Source organism: Olsenella profusa DSM 13989 (genome assembly GCF_030811115.1).
Classification (GTDB): Bacteria; Actinomycetota; Coriobacteriia; order Coriobacteriales; family Atopobiaceae; genus Olsenella_F; species Olsenella_F profusa.
Genome location: NZ_JAUSQK010000001.1, coordinates 216,965 through 235,481, shown reverse-complemented (window position 1 = coordinate 235,481; position 18,517 = coordinate 216,965). Strand labels below are relative to the sequence as shown.

Sequence of the window (18,517 nt, the reverse complement as noted above, 5' to 3'; positions counted from 1 at the left end):
ACGGCTGCGTCGCAACTCTGCTATATTCACGCGTACCTGTTCTGTTGCGAGTCACGGGGAGATGGTATGGTGCGACGCATATCGTTTCGTCTTCGGTGGGTGCGGGTTGCCCTCGTCATGATGGCCATTGCGCTGGCTGCCATCCTTGCCCCCGCGCGGGCGTTGGCAGACGGCGACTACAGCATCGATCGTGTCGATATGGATGCGACCGTCAACACGGACGGCTCGCTCGATGTCAGCGAGACGCGCGAGTTCGACTTTGACGGATCCTTTCATGGCGTGTACTGGGAGATCCCAGAGGGGACGTACGAGGGCAGGACGATACGGGTCTCCGTCCTGGGCATCGGCGAGGTGAGGGATGGGACCCTTGTCCCCTTCAGGGAGTCCAGCGCCGGAGGTGATGGCACCTATAGCGTCACGCAGGAGGGCTCCAACGTGCGCATCAAGATCTACTCCGCGCATGAGGACGAGAAGGCCCAGTTTCAGATCAGCTACTCCCTGAGCAATCTGGCCGCGCGCTACGATGACACGGCGGAGCTCTACTGGAAGTTCGTGTCCGACGGATGGGACAAGGAGTCCCAGAACGTCACCTGCCGCCTCCACTTGCCCGTTCCCACAGGGGAGACGGTGGCGTCGGGCGACAACGTACGTGCCTGGGGTCACGGCCCGCTGGACGGCACCGTGAGCTTCGATGGCAACGACGTCGTCTACCGAGCCCCTGGCGTGGGCACCAGCGAGTTCGCCGAGATGCGCGTCACCTTTCCGGCGGAGTGGCTCTCCGACACGCAGATCACCCCCGGCAGCCGGCTTGGCTCCATCCTGTCAGAGGAGCAGAGCTATGCCGACCAAGCAAACCAACAGCGTGCGCGCGCACGGATCATCAACTGGTCGTGTGTGGGCGTGGCAGCCGCATTTGCCCTGGCAAGCATCGTTATCGCCATCGTGCTGAGACGGCGTTACCAGAGGACGCACGCGCCCCTCTTCACCGATACCTACTTCCGCGACGTCCCCTCCCAGGACCATCCGGCCGTCATCGGCGCCTTCCTCAACGGTGGTGCGGTAACGTCCAACGAGCTCACGGCATCCCTCATGTGGCTCACCAACGAACGCAAGGTGCGTCTTGACGACACGGCAGCCAAGCACGGCTATCGTCTCACGCGCCTTACCGACTTTGGCGTGTCGGGACCGAGCCAGTGGGGCGTCGTGGATGACGGCACGCTGGACTTCCTCTTCAGGGACATCGCCCCGCACTCCTCTGCCGGTAGCGATCGGCTCCTGGATTTCGACGAGGTGGAGGTCGTCGCCAAGCACGATGCGAAGGCGTATTCCAATGCCTGGGACAGGTGGGTGGCAACCGTGCGGGGGCAGTGCGACCGCCGCGGCTTTATGGTGGATGACCGTCCGACGGGCAGGGGCGCCCTCGTGGGCATCGGCATACTCGATGTCCTCCTCTGCCTTGTCTCGGTCATCCTCATCGCGAGTGGGACCCTGATGGCCCAGCTGGGTGTCCTCTCCCTCGTTCTCCTCCTGGCAGGGGGACTCGTCTGCTTCCTGTGCGCCCGTACGCTTCGCAGCCTCTCGCGCGAGGCGGTGGAGATCCAGGCGAAGTCCAAGGCGCTCAAGCGCTGGCTCAAGGACTTCACGCGTCTGGGGGAGGCCGTTCCGCATGATGTGGTGCTGTGGAACCGCCTGCTGGTCATGGCCGTGGTCCTTGGCGTTGCGGACGAGGTCATCAAACAGCTGCAGGTGGCCGCCCCGGAGCTGCTGAGCGACCCCACGTTTGCCCCGGTGTACGGCTGGTACTACTACGGTGGCGTCTATGGGTCACCTGCCCGGGTGTTCGACTCTGCCGTCTCATCGGCCCATCAGGTGAGCACGGCAACCCTCGCATCCTCTTCCAGGAGTTCCGGCGGTGGCTTCGGAGGTGGCTTCTCCGGCGGTGGTGGCGGCGGCTTCGGCGGCGGTGGCGGCGGTGGGGCATTCTAGCGTCGGATTGCATCTGGAGAGTTTGAAAAGGGTGATGCGCGAGCTCAGCGCAACGCCCTGATCTGATTCCATGATTCTGCAGCTATCGACACGCCACCGCGTGGCCTTGAGTCCGCCCCCGTGGGTGGGAACGCCGTTGTAGACTCCGTGTCGGGGCGTCGTGTTGGATCCGGTGCGCATGCTCCGCCGGCCCGCCGACGAACTCGCCGCCGTTGTCGGCGGGCATGGCGTCGAACATGAGCCGCATGCCCGGGCCGCCCACCGCGGCGCCGAGCGCCTCCTGGGCTTGTAGCCGGCCTTCCTGCGCAGCTCCATATTCGAAAAAGAGCGTTGACGTCCACCAAATCTTTGCTACACTTAGCAAGCTGCATAGCAGCATGTCGGCTGGGTAGCTCAGTTGGTAGAGCAGGGGACTGAAAATCCCCGTGTCAGGGGTTCGATTCCCTTCCCCGCCACCAGAAACGACAGCCCCGCATCGCGAGCATGCGATGCGGGGCCTTTGTGCGGCCACGGGATGCCGTCTACTGCGTGAGCTCCAGGTAGAGTGCGCGGTATTGCGCGGCAGAGCTCTCCCACGAGACGTCCTTGGCCATGTCACGCCGGACCATCTCATCCCAGCGCCAGCGATTGGTGAAGTACAGCGTCTTGGCTCGGTTTATGGTGTCGAGCAGCAGGCCGGCGTCATAGCGGTCGAACGTGAAGCCATTGCCCCTGTTGCTGAACCTGTTATAGGGCTCGACGGTGTCCTTGAGGCCGCCCGTCTCCCGTACGATGGGGATGGTTCCATAGTGCATGGCGATGAGCTGCGTGAGGCCGCAGGGCTCAAAGCGCGACGGCACCAGCAGCGCATCACTGCCAGCATAGACCCTATGCGATCTGGTCTCGTCGTACATGATGCTGGAGCATATGGTGCCGCGGTAGGCTCCCTCGTAGTAGTGGAACGAGTCCTCGTACTGCCTCTCGCCCGTTCCGAGGAACACGAGCTGCGTGTTGCCGTCAACGAGCTGTGGCACGATGGCGTTGACGAGGTCGAGGCCCTTCTGGCTCGTGAGGCGTGAGATGAGGCCGATGACCATCTTGTCGTCGTCTTGCTCGAGGCCGAGCTCCTCCTGCAGCGCGCGCTTGTTCTCCTTCTTGCGTTCGATCACGCTGGAGGCATCGTACGGCGCATCGATCCTCTCGTCCCGCGCGGGATCCCAGACGCCGCAGTCGATGCCGTTGACGATGCCCCGCAGCTTGTACGAGTGGAAGCGCAGGTGCTCGTCGAGCCCCTCGCCATACTCGGGCGTCTGGATCTCTCCGGCGTAGGTACCGCTCACCGTGGTGACCATGTCGGCGTACGCGATGCCGCCCTTGAGCATGTTGGCCTCGGTCCACCGCTCCTGGAGGGCACCCATGGTGAAGGCGGAATCCGGCAGGCCCGTCCAGTACTTGAGGGTGGGGATGTTGTACTTGCCCTGGAAGCGCAGGTTGTGAATCGTGAGGATGGACTTGGCGCCTGCGAGCCGTGTGCCGGCAAAGAGCGTACACAGGTAGATGGGAACGAGTGACGCCTGCCAGTCATGGCAGTGGATGACGTCGGGAATCCAGTCCATGTAGAGCAGGGCCGCGAGCGCCGCCTTGCCGAAGTAGCAGAACTTGGGAATGTCGTCGACGAGGTTGGTGTAGGGATCGCCCCAGGAGAAGAACTCCTCGTTGTCAAGGAAGTCATAGACCACACCGTCCCAGACGTACTCCATGATGCCCACATAGAACCTGCGCCCGTCCGAGCAGAGGTCCATGTCAAAGGAACCGCGATAGACCATCCTGTCCTTGTGCTCCTGTGGGATGCAGCCGTACTTGGGAAGGATGACCTTCACGTCGCAGTTTTGCTTGATGAGAGCCTTGGGCAGGGCATACATCACGTCCCCGAGGCCGCCGGTCTTCACGAAGGGCCAGCATTCGGAGCCAATGAAGGCAATGCTGCGCCGTGGCTCGGGAAGGGGTGCGGCAGACTCTGTGGGTGGCATGGCGGCGGCGGGCTCCGTCTCGCTCTTCTGGGGTCTTCCCGTGGCAGGGGAGACGGGTCGCTCGTCCGCTGCTGCGGTGGACGCCCCTGCCTTCTCTGCTGCGGCGGATGTGGGGCTCGTGGGCTTGCCCTGGGGAGACTTCTCCCTCACAGGCTTCTTCGTAGGCCTCTTCTTGGCGCTCGTCCGCTGCGCAACCTTCTTGGGGCTCTGTGATGGCATGGGTGCCTCCTCGATGGGCCCAAGAACGCAACGGCCGCCTGTGACCCAACGGCATGCGCTCCGTGCTCAGGCCGATAGAATTGCTCCTGCTCCCAACATATACCAGAGCGGTGGCGCCGTGCATGGGAGATGGGCGACTGTCGGCGACGGGTGCCGCCAACGTAGGTCCGCACTGCCATGCGTGGCCATGCGGAGGCATGGCTGGAACAGAATCTCGTACGCTGACGTGTCGAGAGGTCGCTATGCGATTCCTTTCCCAGGAGATTCTGGGAGCTGCCTTGGCCTCAGACACAGGGGCTTGGGACGAGTCAAGGCCCTGTGTCTGAGGCACTCGCTATGGTCGGTGCAGAGACCCTGTCCCACGTTTGGGAGGCACGGGCCCTGTGCCCCTAGCGCAGCCGTGAGCTTCTGCGATGGTGCACCTGGGAGAAAAGCACCAACGCTGCGGCAACGAGCGTGGAGACCATCATGGCGGGCGGCCAGGCGACCATGGTCACCACCAGCCCGATGACCTTGACGACGAGGTCGATGGGCATCATCTGGCGGTTGTAGTGCACATAGTGCTTGAGGGTGTTGTTGTCTGGGTCCGCCCTGACGATAGAGGTGTACGAGGCCATGTTGGCGGCCGTGGTGCAGATGGTGACGATGCCGTAGAACCCCTGGGCGGAGCGCGACCAGAAGTCGAGGGAGACCAGGCGTGCCGCATAGGGGAACAGCGATGTGAAGAAGAGGAGCACGAGCATCGACCATACGACGCCGTGGTCGATGTCGCGCACGAAGCGCCATTCCGCATGATGAGCGGCCCACAGCGCTCCCAGCCAGAAGAAGGTGAGAAAGTAGGTGAGCAGGCCGTCACGGATGCCCCAGAAGCCCTGCAGGGAGATGGGGCTGGGAATCTGCAGCTCCAGCACGAGGATGGTCATGACGATGGCGAGCACCGCGTCAAAGAAGGCGGCGAGGCGGTCCTTGCCGCTGTCGTAGTCCATATGGGCCATGGTGTGCACTCCCTTGATGGCAGTGGGCGTGTGGGGACAGCCAGAGCGGCCTGCGCGTGGCAGCGTGCCTTATACCCAAAGCGCATGCGGCGCTCGCGTCGGGCGCGAGCGCCGCGCTTGGGCGGGGCCATGGGGACAGAGCAGGTCGGGGAGCGCGCTCGACCGGGGCTCCGGCACGGAGTGGCTACTGGTTGTCAGCCGACGCGTGGGAGACGCCATCCAGCAGCGGCGTCATCGCGCCCTGAGACAGAACGCAGACGCGGTGCATGGCACGACTGATGGCGGTGTAGAGCCTGCGGCGGGCCAGGGGTGTGTCAGGATAGGCCCCTGCCTGCGCATCCGGTACGATGACCTCGTCAAACTCCAAACCCTTGGCAAGATGCAGGTCGAGCAGGATAACACCCGAGGAGGGAAGCCCCTCGCCCTTGCGCAGCGCAAGCACCTGCTCGCCCAGCTGCTTGCGCAGCCAGTTGGCGCGAGGCCTGTCGGCGGCGATCACGGCGGCGAGGTAGTCCTCGCCTCGGGCGGCCGCCTCGTCCACACGTGCCTGCGCCGCAGCTATGTGTGCCTTCAGCTCCCTCACGTAACCCTCGCCGTCGGACGGACACGAGCGTATGACGGGGTCGTCACTGTCGCGCTGGACCGAGCTCGGCTGGCCGCGCTTGCACTCGTCCAAGAGGCCGGAGAACAGCTCCGTGATCTTGGGGCTCGAGCGATAGCTTGTGCGCAGGCTCAGCTCGTCCACGCTGCCATGCGTGCGCTCAAATATCTCGCGTATCTGTGCGAACGTGGCCGTGCCCTCGCGGATGGCCTGGTTCTCGTCTCCCAGCAGCAGGAAGTGCGCACCGGCGAAGTAGCGTGCCAGCAGCATGAGCTGGGCGACGGTGTAGTCCTGCACCTCGTCGACCATCACGAAGCGGGCATCACGCGCGGTTCCGCCCGTCAGCAGCAGCTCGAGGTAGAGCCATTCGACGGCAGTGAGCGTCCCCTCGTGCAGGATGCGCTGGCCGATGTGGTCGATGCGCAGCCATTGGTTGGATTCGATGACGTCGTGCGCCGCGGCATACCTGTGTCCCACATAGCGCCTCGTGAAGGCGATCACGCTCTTCTGGTCTGCCGGGTCGGGATCGATCATCTCGCCAAAGATGCGCAGCTGCTCGTCGAGGTCGAGGGCCAAGAGCTCGTTCTGCACATCCTCGTCCTTGGCCATCTGCGTGAGCTTGCGGTCGAGCTTCTCGTGCAGCTCCTCCTTCACGAGCGCCATGCGCCGAGGGCCCATGGCCGCACGGGGGAACTTGTCGCAGCTGCGCTTGATCTGCGCAGCCCGTACCAGCGTGAGACCATCCACGCGGATGTCGCTGAAGTCGTCCGCATTGAGCTCGAGGGTGCGCAGGGCCCCTTCGAGCTGCGTGAAGGCGACGGGGTCGGTGTCCTCGCCCATGGGACGTTCGGCTTGGCCCAGGCTCTCGAAGAACTGCCGCCAGGTGAAGGTCTGGGGGTTGCGTTCGCCGAGGGAGGGGAGCACGGTGTCAATGTAGCGCTGGAACACGTCGTTGGGCGTAAAGAGGTAGAGCTGACTGGCGTCAAGCGTCCCACGCTCCTGATACAGCAGGAAGGCGACCCGCTGCAGGAGCACGGAGGTCTTGCCCGAGCCGGCGATGCCGCCCACAAGCAGCACGGGCACGTCCTCGTGGCGTACCACGGCGTTCTGCTCGCGTTGGATGGTGGCGGTGATGGCGCGGAGCTTCTCGGTATGGCCATGCCGAAGCGCCGAGAGCAGCAGCGAGTCCTGGATGGCGACCGTGGTGTCAAAGTAGCCGTTCAGATGGTCCTTCGTGATGTCAAACTGGCGACGCAACAGCATCTCGGCGGTACGCACGTTGCCGTTGACGATGTAGGAGCAGGGGCCCATCTGCTGGTTGTAGTAGGTTTCGGCGATGGGGTTGCGCCAGTCCACCACCAGGGGCGTGTGGTGCTCGTCCGTCACGCCCACGGCTCCGATGTATATGTCGCGTGGCTCCCCGCCGGCCGCCATGCGCAGGCGCACCTTGGCAAAGTACGGTTGGCTCAGCAGGAGCATCACACGGCCCAGGCGTTCGACATCGAAGTCGTGCGCCTGGTTGTAGGCATCGATCACGGAGTTGAGCGTCTCGATGGCAGCGAGCGTCTCCATGGTCTCGTCTGCGCCGCCAAAGTCCTGGGTGACCTCTTCGGACATGCTGATCAGATCCCGGGCGGCCGCCTTATGCCCGACCTCGATGCGTTTCGTGAGCTCGTCTCTTAGCGCCAGGAGCTTCTGGTACACGTCGGAGAGATGGCCCTGCTCTTCCTGGTAGACGGGGTCAAGGCTTGTCTGGGGGGTCTGGGGGCTTGCGTGTGGCATGGTCTTCCTTGCTCGTGCGTCATCCATTCCGGTATCCGACCATTCTACCCTCAGCACTGCCTGCCGTTCGCGCCCAAAAACGACCACTCGCGATATGGTTGAGAGGGCTGCATGCACGCACGTCATGACCGGGTATGATGGGCATAGGTGAAGGAGCCGCACCGAAGTCAGCGGCCGGCAGGGGAGGTGATGCCAGTGGACAGGGAAGAGTCGGATTCGATGGCTTGCGCGTATGGCATCGCGTGTCCCGTCTCTTTTAGCCAGACCACTCGTTAGGGTCTCGTAGGCGGTACAGGCACCGCAGCAGTCCAAGGGACAGACGGAAGAACCGGTGCCTTCGCGTTCAAGCAGGAGCACCAACCGATAAGGTGCTGGCAGTTCTCATGTGAGGGAGTGAGTCCGAAGGGCTAGAGAATTTCCCGAGGAGGTACGGATAGAAGAGGTGAGGCGGGCGACAATGGGGTCGCCCGCCTTGTTATGGATGAGCGATCTGCGGGGCCTGCCTAGAGGCAGGCCCCCTCGATGTGGCGGCGCAAGTCCTTGATGCCCATGCCCGTCTCGGCAGAGGTCACGGTCATCCGAGAGCGGGCGACGCCAAGCTGCCGGGCCAAGAGCATGGTCTGCCGTTCCTGCTTCGTCTTGTTGAGCTTGTCCGCCTTGGTGAGGGCAATCACGAAGGGCAGCTCCCTGCTCATGAGGAAGTCCATGGTCTCGAGGTCGATCCGCTGTGCGTCGTGGCGGATGTCCATGAGTGCCACGACGAGGTTGAAGCTTCGTTCCTGATCGAAGTAGCCTGCGATGAGCTTGGCCCATCGCCGCCTCTCCTCCTGGGAGACCTTGGCGAAGCCGTAGCCGGGCAGGTCCACAAACATCACGCCATCCACGTCATAGAAGTTGATGTTGGCCGTCTTGCCCGGCCGGCTCGAGACGTGTGCCAGCGCCTTGCGGCCGACGAGCTTGTTGAGCAGGGACGACTTCCCCACGTTGGAACGGCCCACGAAGGCCACCTCGGGGGTGATGGGCTCGGGCAGCTGCTCGGGCGTGCCGTAGGCGGCGACGTAGCGGGCGGTCTCGTACCTGAGCCTGGCTGGCATGGGTCCTCCTCGTGAGATGGCTCTGGGGCAGAAAATGGTGCGATATGCTGACTGTATCGTATCTGAGGCCCATGGCTGACGAGAGGTGACCCCATGGATTATCAGGAGTTCGGCCCGGAGCGTGCGCTTGAGGCGATTGAGATCTACGGACGCAACGGCTGGCAGGACTACCTGTCACAGCGTGACCTCATCGGCAGGGCGCTCGACGCATCGCTCTATACGCTGGGTGCCTTCGATGGGGGAAGGCTCGCGGGCTTCGTACGCTGTGTGGGCGATGGGACGTTCGTGGTGCTGGTCCAGGACCTTATCGTCGACCCCTCGTATTGGCGCCAGGGCATCGGGGGTACGCTGCTTGCCCACGCATCCCAGCGCTTCTCGCAGGTCCCTCACTTCCTGCTCCTGACCGATGAGGCCGACGGACGAGCGAATGCGTTCTACCAGGCCATGGGCATGGTGACCAACGACCATGGCTGGGATGTGGCTGCCTACTTCCGTCCACGGGGAAGGCTCGTGGGAGCCTGATGCAGGCCTCGGACGTCATTCGCGGGCCTGCCGCATCGCTACGGCATGAGCTCCTCGATGAAGCCCACGCGGAGGTCCTTGAGCATGGCCTCCCCCTCCTCCTGGGTGGCGTCGAGGTCCACGTCGGCGGAGAGGCCAAAGTCGCGGTCGCCCTCGGCGTCCTTCACCATCTGCCGCACGTGCCACACATGGTCGGCCCTCTCATCGGCGTCATCGATGGTGAGGAAGTCCCAGCTTCGGGCATCGCCGTCGAGCAGTACCTCATCGTGCGTCCCGTAGTAGGCGTCGATGGCCTGTCGCCAGCGCGCAGCGCGCCAGCCCCACCCGCCGTCGAGGTCGCCGAGGGCATCGGCATCCCTCCGGGCGAGCAGGCGCACGCGGGCGAAGAGGGCGTTGCGCACGAGCAGCGTGACGGCACGCCGGTCGTGCACGACGACATCGGCCGCCTCGGGGGCTCTGCCAGCATCCACCTCCTCCGAGTCCGTGCCGGCCCAGGCATCCACGAGGCTGGAGTCCACGGTGCGCACGACCATGCCCAGCCACGAGACGATGTCCTCGAGCCGCTCGTCCAGCCGCTCCGCCGGCACGGTGCGTGAGAGCACGCGGTAGGCGTCGGAGAGGTAGCGCAGGAGTGTGCCCTCGCTGCGGGCGATGCCAAGCCGCTGGACGTAGCCCTTGAAGTCCGCGGCGCTCTCCACCATGTCGCGCAGGATCGACTTGCACGAGAGGGAGAAGTCCGCCGCCCAGGGCACCTCGGCCACGTAGCGCTCATAGGCCTCGCCGAGCAGCCCCTCGAGGGGCTTGGCGTACGTGACCTCCTGGATCCTCTCGATGCGCTCGTCATAGTCTACGCCCTCGGCCTTCATCGCAGCCATGGCCCTGTCGCGCGCCTCGCGCTCCTGGGCGCGCAGGATCTGCGGCGGGTCCTCGAGCGTGGCCTCCACCATGCTGATGAGGTCGAGCGCGTAGTGCTCGTCCTCGGGGTCGAGGAGCTCGAGCGCCGCTAGCAGGAAGGGGGAGAGGGGCTGGTCGAGCGCAAAGTCCTCGGGAAGGTCGACGGTGGTGGCATAGGTGTCGGCGCCCTTTGCGTCGGCTGTGCGCTCCACCACGCCCGCATCGATGAGGGTGGCGAAGATCTCGTCCGCGCGGGTCTTGAGGCGGAGCTTCTCCTCGGGCGTCTGCAGGGAGTCCTCGATGAGCTGCCGCACGCGCTCGCGGGCGTCACCGCCCTGCTCCACCTCGTTCAGCACCATGGCGTGCGAGATGCGCATGCGCGGGCGCAGCGTCTGGGGCATGGCCTCGATGAGTCCCTGGAAGGTCTGCTCGTTCCAGCCCACAAAGCCCGCGGGAGGCTTCCTCGTCTTTACCTTTCGGGCGCGCCTGGGGTCGCCTCCGGCCTTGGCCAGGGCGCGGGCGTTCTCGATGTCGTACTCGGTGGCCTGCGCGATGACGACACCCTCGGTGTCGAAGCCCGCCCGCCCGGCGCGCCCCGCGATCTGGTGGAACTCGCGCGCGTTGAGCCTGCGCATGTGACGGCCATCGAACTTGGTGAGCTGCGTGAGGATGACGGTGTGGATGGGCACGTTGATGCCCACGCCGAGCGTGTCCGTGCCACAGATGACGGGGAGCAGGCCCTGCTGGGCGAGGCGCTCCACGAGCAGGCGGTAGCGTGGCAGCATGCCCGCATGGTGCACGCCCACGCCCGTGAGCAGGAGGCGGCGCAGCGTCTTGCCGAAGGTGGTGGTGAAGCGCGTGCCCGTGATGGCCTCCTTTATCTCCGTGCGCTGCTCCTTGGTGGAGACGCCAAAGCTCGCGAGCCCCTGGGCGCTCTTGAGGGCGGCGTCCTGGGCGAAGTGCACGATGTAGAGGGGTGCTGCGCCCGCCTCGAGGGCCACCTTCACGGTCGCCTCGAGCGCGGTGTCAACAAAGTGCCAGGAGAGGGGCACGGGACGCGGGGCATCGAGGATCTGCTCCACGGCGCGGTCGCTCTTGGCGGCAAGCGTCCGGGCGATGGCGCTCATGTCGCCGAGCGTGGCACTCATGAGCAGGAACTGCACGTGGGGGAGGGTGAGCAGGGGCACCTGCCACGCCCAGCCGCGCTCGCGATCGCCAAAGAAGTGGAACTCGTCCATGGCGACGGCGCCGATGTCGGCATGCTCCCCCTCGGCGAGCGCCTTGTTGGCGAGGATCTCCGCCGTGCAGCAGACGATGGGCGCCTGGGGGTTGATGGTGACGTCCCCCGTGATCATGCCCACGTTGTCCCGGCCCAGGATGTCCACCATGGCAAAGAACTTCTCGCTCACCAGGGCCTTGATGGGGGCGCTGTAGTAGCTGCGCCGGTCGGTGCAGCAGGCCATGAAGCACAGGCCCAGCGCCACGAGGCTCTTGCCCGATCCCGTGGGGGTCCCTAGGATGAGGCTGTCCCCCGCCGCCAGCGTGAGCAGCGCCTCATCCTGGTGCTCCCAGAGGGTGATGCCGCGCGCCTCCACCCAGCCCAGGAAGAGCTCGAGGGCGTCCTCCGGCGCGATGTTGGGGAAGTGCTCGTCGTCGGGCCAGGGAATGAGCTGGCCCAGGCCCGCCTCGTCGGCGGCGTCGCGTGCCTCCTCCTGTCGCGCGCTCCCATCGTGTCCCATGGTCTCCCGTCGTCTCTCCACTAGAGGTCGCATCCCTCGTCGCGTGCCATCTCGGCGCGCACCACGTCCTGGAGCGCGTGCTCCGCCGCGGCGGTCCTGGCCGTGTCGCCGGAGCGCTTGGCCGCACGGAAGGCCTCGAGCGCCGCGAGGAAGGCACCACCCTCGTCGTCCTTTGGGTTCGCATCGCCCGGGCCGAACGCCGTCCTCCTGCCCGATCCTACGAGCTCCCTTCTGAGCGCCTCGGCAAGCGACGCGTCGCTCTCGTCCATCGTCATGTCTCCTCGCTGTCATCCGTGACATCACCCTGCTGGCGCAGCGTGCGCTTGAGCGCATGGCGTGCGGGCACGACCACCGACTCGTCCTTGAAGCCGATGATGCGATCGGTGAGCAGGTCGAGATAGTCAAGAGCCAGCGCACCCAGCCTGCGCTCGCCATGGATCACGTAGCCCACGTTCATGACCTCGTCGGTGTCGAGCGGGATGGAGCGGATGCCGCTGAACATCTCGTCCGAGCGCACGCCCGTGGAGATGAGGTAGCCATCATAGCCCTTGAGCAGGCTCGTCATGGTCGCACGGTCGCTCACCACGATCTGGCGGTCGTGGGGGAGGGTGGGCAGCGGCTCCTCGGAGAAGTACAGCGAGCTCTCCATGCCCTGCTCGAAGGTATAGCGCGTGAAGGGCTCGAGGTCCTTGACCTCGATGTGGTCGCGGTGCGCGAGGGGGTGCCCCTCACGCACGAACACGTGCGGGCGCGAGCGGAAGAGTGACGTGAACGTGAGGCCAGCCTCGCGCAGGCGCCCCCTCAGGGGGCGCTCGTTGCTCGTGGAGAGGTACAGGATGCCCAGGTCGCTCCTGAAGCTGCCGACGTCGGTGATGATGTCGGCCGTGCGGGTCTCGCGGAGCGTGAACTGCACGCCGGGGGCGTCGTGCCGCGCCACGAAGTCGATGAAGGACTGCACGGCGAAGGCGTAGTGCTGGGATGAGACCGAGAGCCTCCCCCCCGTGGGCTCGCCCGATGCGTAGCGGCTCTCCAGCAGGTCGGCCTGTTCGACCACCTGGCGTGCATAGCTGAGGAACTCGACGCCGTCGCTGGTGAGCGAGATGCCGCGCGTGGAGCGGTTGAAGATCCTGATGCCCATCTCGCGCTCGAGGTCGCGCACGGCAACCGAGAGGCTCGACTGCGAGATGAACATGCTGTGGGCCACGGCGTTGATGGAGCCGTTCTCGGCGATGGCGATGATGTAGCGGAGCTGCTGGAGTCGCATGGATGTCCCCCTCGGGTAGGCACGCATCGATTCTGCCTATACTGGCGTGGCCTGTCAAAGGGAGGACGATGCGCGCCGCGCGACGACGGCTACCAGACCTCTGCAGCCCCGAAGGTGTCCAGAAGCACCTCGAGGGAGGTCTCGTCGGTGGGGAGAAGCCTCGGGTCGATGCCGGCGCACATCTCGCGGTAGGTTATCGTCGTGCCCGAATCGAGCAGGAGATAGGGCGTCTCGGGATGGGGTGGCACGAACGGTTCCTCTTCGAATGGCGTGTCGTCCATATGCAGCTCCAGATCGCCGGGAACTATACTCTGTGCATGAGAAGTCTACGCAAGGTAGATACTACCGCGAACTGGTCAGGAAGGATACGTATCATATACGACCGGTCCCTCACCCTACTCAGAATCGACTTTCGAGTAGGGAGGGGAGATGCCATGTCTGATGCGGAGCTCACGGCGCGCCTGCGCCGGTTGCGCAAGCTCGTCGGCAAGACGCAGGCGGAGATCGCCGCAGAGCTGGGCATCTCGAAGGCGACGTATAGCTCGTGGGAGACCGGTCGCAACGAGCTGCGCGGAAGCTTCGTGGTGCCCCTGTGCAAGAGCCTGTCCTGCTCGCCCAACGACCTCTTTGGCTATCCCGATGATGGTGTGTCGTCCATCCAGCTTGATGACGCCTATCTGGATTGGTATGGCCTGTACGCCCGGACGCCGCGCAACGTGCGGGCCGCCGTGCGCGTCATCCTGGAGGACGCCGCCAAGGCGCGCGTCCCACGCCACCACTAGCACCAGCCGGCCTGCTGCGCGCGCCGGGCGCTGCACGCCAGCGCTACACTGGCTGGGAGGGGATGGCGTGAGGGGACGCGTGTGGATGAGGGCTCCGGACACTACTATGTGTATGTGATGACCTGTGCCGACGGTTCCCTCTACAGCGGCATGACGACCGATGCCGTCCGGCGTGTGCGGGAGCACCTGAGCCGCGGGACACGTTCCGCCCGCTATACGCGCTCGCATCCGGTCACGGGGGTTGCGGCGTTGTGGGAGGCTCCGGATCGCTCCTCTGCCAGCAGGTTGGAATGGCGCCTTCACCACATGACGCACTCCCAGAAGGACAGGCTGATCGCTCATCCCCAGGATGCGGGGGACGAGTTTGTCGCCTATACCGAAGCCGCACGCATGGCCGTATGGAACAGCGCACGGACATCGTGAGGACTTGGCCCTATCGGGATGGGTCATACGCGATGGCTCGCATACTTGCCCCAACGGTTTCCCGCTGCCAATCTTGCGCATGACATGTCTCCTGCGCTTGGAATGATCTGCGCTTCCACTTGGGTGCGTGTGCCCTTGCCAGGTTCGTGCGGCTGAAAGGAAGTGCTTCCTCCAGCGGTGGGCTACTACGTCATCACCTGGAGAAATAAATAAAATTACCCATAAACAGTAAACGCAGACCTCGTGTGAGGGTCTGAGATGTGCATCGATACTTGGTTGTTTCTCCATTTGTTGGCAATGCAAACAATTTCATTATTTTGAATATATTATATATTAAATTGTCTATATTTAAGAAATAACCGATATATTTATGAAATATATACCATAATATAGCGATATCATCATTGTTCGATAAATCTTTTCAGTGGATGTAAATATATTCGATAAATAATGTAAAAAGAACGTAAAAGAGAAATCACAAGCCCGGAGTCGTATATGAAAGATCATTCACGGGCGTTTGTGCTTCCGTTCGCCTGACACTTTCGAACCGTTTACCCGTTTTGCGTATCCGTGCCCATAGGTACCCTTTCTTTCACATAACGGGAGTCTTGCACCATTGCACCACCATGAAGTCAGGTTCGTCCGGAGTGGGGGATGGCATGCAAGCAATGTCTGCGGCCTCGTCAAGCGTGAGCGTTGCCAGGCAAAAGAAGAGGGCGCTTGATGCGAGCTTCTTCAGGAGGGGCATCCTGGTTGCCCTGTTCTCGAGTCTCATGTATGGCTTCTATACGGCATTTGTCACAGCGGGCCAGAGCTCGGCGCTATGGTTCGGGTGGATGGATGCCATAGATCCGACGGCATTTCTTGTCGTGTTTATTCTCCCCACGGTCGCCAGCGCGATCAATGATACCTGTAGTGCAATCTGGGCGCTTGCCATCACCGCGAAGCAAGGCAAGCTCAACGACTTCGGCCGAACTGTCAATACCAGGCCTGGCGTCATCCTGATCCTCAGCGCCTTGGTTGGTGGCCCCATCGCAACGGTCGCCTACATCATCGCCCTCTCTCAGGCGGGCACCATCGTCGTTCCCATTGCGGCCCTCAATCCTGCGATCGGTTCGATTCTCTCCCGCATCCTCTATAAGCAGGAGCTTGGTCCCCGCAAGCTCCTGGGCATCGCCATCTGCGTCGCTGCGGGCCTCATGATCGGCTCCGCAAGCCTTACCGGAGACTCCTCGTCCAACATGGTCCTTGGCCTTGTGCTCGCGTTCATCGCGGCGCTCGGCTGGGGTGCCGAGGGTTGCATCGCCGGCTACGCCTCGTGCATGATCGATACCCAGATTGGCATCACCATTCGCCAGTGCGTCTCTGGTGTCGTCGAGCTTCTCGTCATCCTTCCCATCCTCTCCCTGTTTGGTGGCATCTCTCTTGGTCAGGCCTTTGGGTACGTTGGCGCAGCTGTCACCGACCTTCCCACCATCGCCTGCTTCATTGTCGCTGGCTTCTCTGCCTATAAGTCCTTCGCAAGCTGGTATCGCGGTAACTCCATGTGTGGCACCGCCCTTGGCATGGCTTGCAACGGTACCTACACCTTCGTCGCCCCGCTTGTCACCTGGATCATCGTTGGCGTGGTTATGGGCATCGATGGCTACGCACTTCCCCCGATTGCCTGGATCGCTGCCCTCGTGATGATCCTTGGAATCGTTGTCATTGCCGTTGACCCCAAGGAGCTGTTCGGAGAAAAGGAGGCGGCCTGATGCGCCCGCTCAACTACGCGATGCTCAAGTACTTTACGACCGTCGAGGAGGCAAGCGTCGACGATGTGATGAACGACCTTGAGGCCGACTACTCAGCCTTCACCGCCTTCAAGCGCGACAAGATGCAGGAGGCCCTCATGACGGCCGAAAAGAACGGACTCATCGGTGAGTCACGCGTCGACCTCGATGACAATGGCGAACTCCGCGTGTTCTACAGCGCCAATGCCGAGCAGCGCGACACGATCAATTCGTACATCAAGTAGGGGGGGTTGTCATGCGCTACCGGGGAGGAGAGGCCATCGGTCTCATCGAAACCATCGGGATGGTCCCTGCCATCTATGCCGCCGATGCGATGCTGAAGGCTGGCGACACCGAGCTGGTCAGCTACGAGAATATCGGATCGACATTGGTCACCATCATCGTCAAGGGTGATGTTGCCGCCTGCGAGGCCGCCGTCAAGGCCGGCAAGGCAGCGGCCTCCAGCATCGGCAAACTTACTGCCGCGAATGTCATGAGGAGACCCGTACTACCCATCGGTGACGTTGTCTCTGTCCACGATGTGGACTATAACTAGGAGGCTGGATCATGGCAGGTGAGGGCATGGACGCGCTTGGCGCCATCGAGACCTTTGGCCTGGTTTGGGTCCTCGAGGCCGGTGATGCCATGTGCAAGGCCGGCGACGTCGAGCTCATTGGGTACGAGAATACCGCATCCGGTTACATCTCCATCCTCGTCCAGGGTGACGTCGCGGCCTGCAAGGCCGCCGTCGCGGCCGGTGTCAGGGCCGTCGAGTCCCTGGGTGCCGAGGTCTACAGCTCTGTGGTCATCCCAAGACCACATCCCGATCTGCGGAAGATCACCGATAAGTACACCGTCGAGAAGCTCCTGCCCTACTAGGGAGGCGTCGGATGTCTCTCATAGACAATGACCTTCTCTCGATTCAGGAGGCACGCATCCTCCTGGAGCATGCCAACGAGTCCGTTGAGGTACTCGAGGGACTGCCGGCGTCGCTGGTCGATGACTTCCTGCACCACCTAGGTGAGCGTCTGCTGCCCCGGGCGGAGGAATACGCCGAGGCATCCTACGCCGAAAGCGACTACTGCTCTCCGTATGACGAGGCAGCCCTCACCAAGTGGGTTCTCACGGACCTGATGGCCGACGTGTGTGCCGAGGCGCCAGTCCAGAAGATCATCCGTTCCCGCAGGGGGTCGGCCGAGGTCTGCCTCTCCAAGGGCGTGGTTGTCTCGCTGCTTCCGGAATGGCTTGCGGTCCCCACGATGTTGAGCCAGCTTTTCATGGCGGTGCGCTCGAAGAGCCCCATCGTCTTCTCTGCCAGCTCGCGCATTCACTCCACGTGCGAGAGGGTCATGAACGACATCCTCGAGATAGCGGACTTCTGCCACTACCCCGCAGAGGCCATCGGCTTTCTGAGTGTCTTCTGCGCAGAGGGTGAGGAATGGGTCTGCTCGCGGTCGTGCGTCCACGTCGTCATCGACTCGCGCGAGGAGCATTCCTCCCGTGCCGTCGACGGTGCCGGCAAGGACGTCTACCACGCGACCTTGGGCAACAACCCCGTCTTCGTCGAGTCCACGGCCGACCTTGCGTCCTGCGCGGACGAGGTCGTCTTGGGCAAGTCGTTCTGTTGCGGCATGCTTCCCGGTGCGGAGCAGAGTGTGGTGGTCGAGCGCGATGTGGATGAGCGCTTCCAAGAGGAGCTTCGCCAGCGGGGGTGCCACTTCCTTACCGACGAGCAGGCTGATCGCCTGGTTGGCACGCTCTTCGCGAAGGATGGGACGCCCTATCGCGAGCTGATCGCGAAGAGTGCCTTCGACCTCGCACGACGTGCGGACATCACGGTACCCAAGGGCACCAAGGTGCTCGTGGTGGAGAAGCCCTATGTCAGCGAGTACAGCTTCTTCTCGAAGGCCAAGTTCGGCCCCGTCCTTTCGTACTACGTGGAAGACAGCTGGCGCACGGCCTGCGAGAAGTGCATCGAGCTCATCCTGAACAGCGGTCATGGTAACGCGCTGTCGATCTTCTCAAGGGATCCCGAGGTCATCCGCCAGTTCATCCTGAAGAAGCCCGTGGGAAGGGTATTGGTCAATGTGAGCACGGGGCTCGGCTGCATCGGCTGCCACAGCGACCTTCCCAAGACGCTCACGGTCACGGGTTGGGATTGCGCGACCACGTCCGAGCTGGGTGTCACCTACGGCGACTTCGTCCGCAGGCGACAGGTGGGAATAGGTGCGGGAACCGTGGAGCGCGAACTTCTCGATAAGGCCAGCGCGTGCGACCACACGCCCGTAACCGTGCGGATCCGCATCCCAGACAGCACGACAGCGAGCCGCGCGGAGCCTGCTTCCAAGCGTGAACGTACGAAACAAGGTATGGATCCGGAGAGCTGGTTCTCCGGTGTCGTCAAGGCCATGCAGGGCGCTAGTGAAGAGGAGTGA

At 63.5% G+C, this 18,517-nt stretch carries 17 protein-coding genes and 1 tRNA gene; 10 read left to right on the top strand and 8 right to left on the bottom strand.

Annotated elements, in window-relative coordinates; all coding sequences use genetic code 11:
* The first annotated feature begins 66 nt into the window (after positions 1 to 66).
* Together J2S71_RS01045 and J2S71_RS01040 are read left to right on the top strand one after the other, a co-directional pair.
* Complete coding sequence (locus J2S71_RS01045; protein WP_307388218.1) at positions 67 to 1,986, top strand: DUF2207 domain-containing protein; 1,920 nt, start codon at positions 67 to 69, stop codon at positions 1,984 to 1,986.
* Positions 1,987 to 2,368: 382 nt separating this feature from the next.
* Positions 2,369 to 2,444 (top strand) — tRNA-Phe (locus J2S71_RS01040).
* A gap of 63 nt (positions 2,445 to 2,507) precedes the next feature.
* On the opposite strand, the gene J2S71_RS01035 is transcribed toward J2S71_RS01040, so the two are convergent.
* The 4 genes from J2S71_RS01035 to yihA all read right to left on the bottom strand — a co-directional run bounded on the left by J2S71_RS01035 (position 2,508) and on the right by yihA (position 8,686).
* Positions 2,508 to 4,214: a glycogen synthase gene (locus tag J2S71_RS01035; RefSeq protein WP_307388216.1), complete on the bottom strand. Its 1,707-nt coding sequence runs from the start codon at positions 4,212 to 4,214 to the stop codon at positions 2,508 to 2,510.
* A gap of 389 nt (positions 4,215 to 4,603) precedes the next feature.
* Entirely contained in the window at positions 4,604 to 5,209 is a 606-nt protein-coding gene (locus tag J2S71_RS01030; protein WP_021726858.1) for a TMEM175 family protein, read from the bottom strand.
* A gap of 184 nt (positions 5,210 to 5,393) precedes the next feature.
* Positions 5,394 to 7,592 (bottom strand): HelD family protein, encoded by a 2,199-nt coding sequence (locus J2S71_RS01025; protein ID WP_307388215.1) that lies wholly within the window; start codon positions 7,590 to 7,592, stop codon positions 5,394 to 5,396.
* A 503-nt stretch (positions 7,593 to 8,095) separates the two neighbouring features.
* The gene (yihA, locus tag J2S71_RS01020; protein WP_307388213.1) at positions 8,096 to 8,686 is read right to left on the bottom strand and encodes a ribosome biogenesis GTP-binding protein YihA/YsxC; all 591 of its coding nucleotides are present in this window, start codon (positions 8,684 to 8,686) and stop codon (positions 8,096 to 8,098) included.
* A 93-nt stretch (positions 8,687 to 8,779) separates the two neighbouring features.
* Between yihA and J2S71_RS01015 the strand changes: the two genes are divergently transcribed.
* Complete coding sequence (locus J2S71_RS01015) at positions 8,780 to 9,208, top strand: GNAT family N-acetyltransferase (RefSeq protein WP_307388211.1); 429 nt, start codon at positions 8,780 to 8,782, stop codon at positions 9,206 to 9,208.
* A gap of 38 nt (positions 9,209 to 9,246) precedes the next feature.
* Here J2S71_RS01015 and J2S71_RS01010 read toward each other — a convergent pair whose 3' ends face one another.
* The 4 genes from J2S71_RS01010 to J2S71_RS00995 all read right to left on the bottom strand — a co-directional run bounded on the left by J2S71_RS01010 (position 9,247) and on the right by J2S71_RS00995 (position 13,386).
* Entirely contained in the window at positions 9,247 to 11,841 is a 2,595-nt protein-coding gene (locus J2S71_RS01010; protein ID WP_307388210.1) for a DEAD/DEAH box helicase, read from the bottom strand.
* 20 nt (positions 11,842 to 11,861) lie between these two features.
* Positions 11,862 to 12,110 carry a hypothetical protein gene (locus tag J2S71_RS01005; protein WP_021726888.1) on the bottom strand — a complete coding sequence of 83 codons (249 nt, stop codon included), beginning with the start codon at positions 12,108 to 12,110 and terminating at the stop codon, positions 11,862 to 11,864.
* Between the two features lie 2 nt (positions 12,111 to 12,112).
* Complete coding sequence (locus J2S71_RS01000) at positions 12,113 to 13,105, bottom strand: LysR family transcriptional regulator (protein ID WP_307388207.1); 993 nt, start codon at positions 13,103 to 13,105, stop codon at positions 12,113 to 12,115.
* 89 nt (positions 13,106 to 13,194) lie between these two features.
* Positions 13,195 to 13,386 carry a hypothetical protein gene (locus J2S71_RS00995; RefSeq protein ID WP_021726784.1) on the bottom strand — a complete coding sequence of 64 codons (192 nt, stop codon included), beginning with the start codon at positions 13,384 to 13,386 and terminating at the stop codon, positions 13,195 to 13,197.
* A gap of 153 nt (positions 13,387 to 13,539) precedes the next feature.
* Between J2S71_RS00995 and J2S71_RS00990 the strand changes: the two genes are divergently transcribed.
* The 7 genes from J2S71_RS00990 to J2S71_RS00960 all read left to right on the top strand — a co-directional run bounded on the left by J2S71_RS00990 (position 13,540) and on the right by J2S71_RS00960 (position 18,517).
* Positions 13,540 to 13,887: a helix-turn-helix domain-containing protein gene (locus J2S71_RS00990; RefSeq protein ID WP_021726835.1), complete on the top strand. Its 348-nt coding sequence runs from the start codon at positions 13,540 to 13,542 to the stop codon at positions 13,885 to 13,887.
* An 81-nt stretch (positions 13,888 to 13,968) separates the two neighbouring features.
* Positions 13,969 to 14,310, top strand: coding sequence for a GIY-YIG nuclease family protein (locus tag J2S71_RS00985; protein ID WP_307388206.1), 342 nt, complete (start codon positions 13,969 to 13,971; stop codon positions 14,308 to 14,310).
* Between the two features lie 689 nt (positions 14,311 to 14,999).
* Complete coding sequence (locus J2S71_RS00980; protein WP_307388205.1) at positions 15,000 to 16,064, top strand: DMT family transporter; 1,065 nt, start codon at positions 15,000 to 15,002, stop codon at positions 16,062 to 16,064.
* The gene (locus tag J2S71_RS00975; protein ID WP_021726896.1) at positions 16,064 to 16,327 is read left to right on the top strand and encodes a hypothetical protein; all 264 of its coding nucleotides are present in this window, start codon (positions 16,064 to 16,066) and stop codon (positions 16,325 to 16,327) included. Before J2S71_RS00980 ends, J2S71_RS00975 begins: the two co-directional genes overlap by 1 nt.
* Positions 16,328 to 16,338: 11 nt before the next feature.
* A complete protein-coding gene (locus J2S71_RS00970) occupies positions 16,339 to 16,638 on the top strand; it encodes a BMC domain-containing protein (protein ID WP_307388203.1) in 300 nt (99 codons plus the stop codon).
* 11 nt (positions 16,639 to 16,649) lie between these two features.
* Positions 16,650 to 16,961: a BMC domain-containing protein gene (locus tag J2S71_RS00965; protein WP_021726899.1), complete on the top strand. Its 312-nt coding sequence runs from the start codon at positions 16,650 to 16,652 to the stop codon at positions 16,959 to 16,961.
* Between the two features lie 11 nt (positions 16,962 to 16,972).
* Positions 16,973 to 18,517, top strand: a complete 1,545-nt coding sequence (locus J2S71_RS00960; RefSeq protein ID WP_021726821.1) for an aldehyde dehydrogenase family protein — start codon at positions 16,973 to 16,975, stop codon at positions 18,515 to 18,517.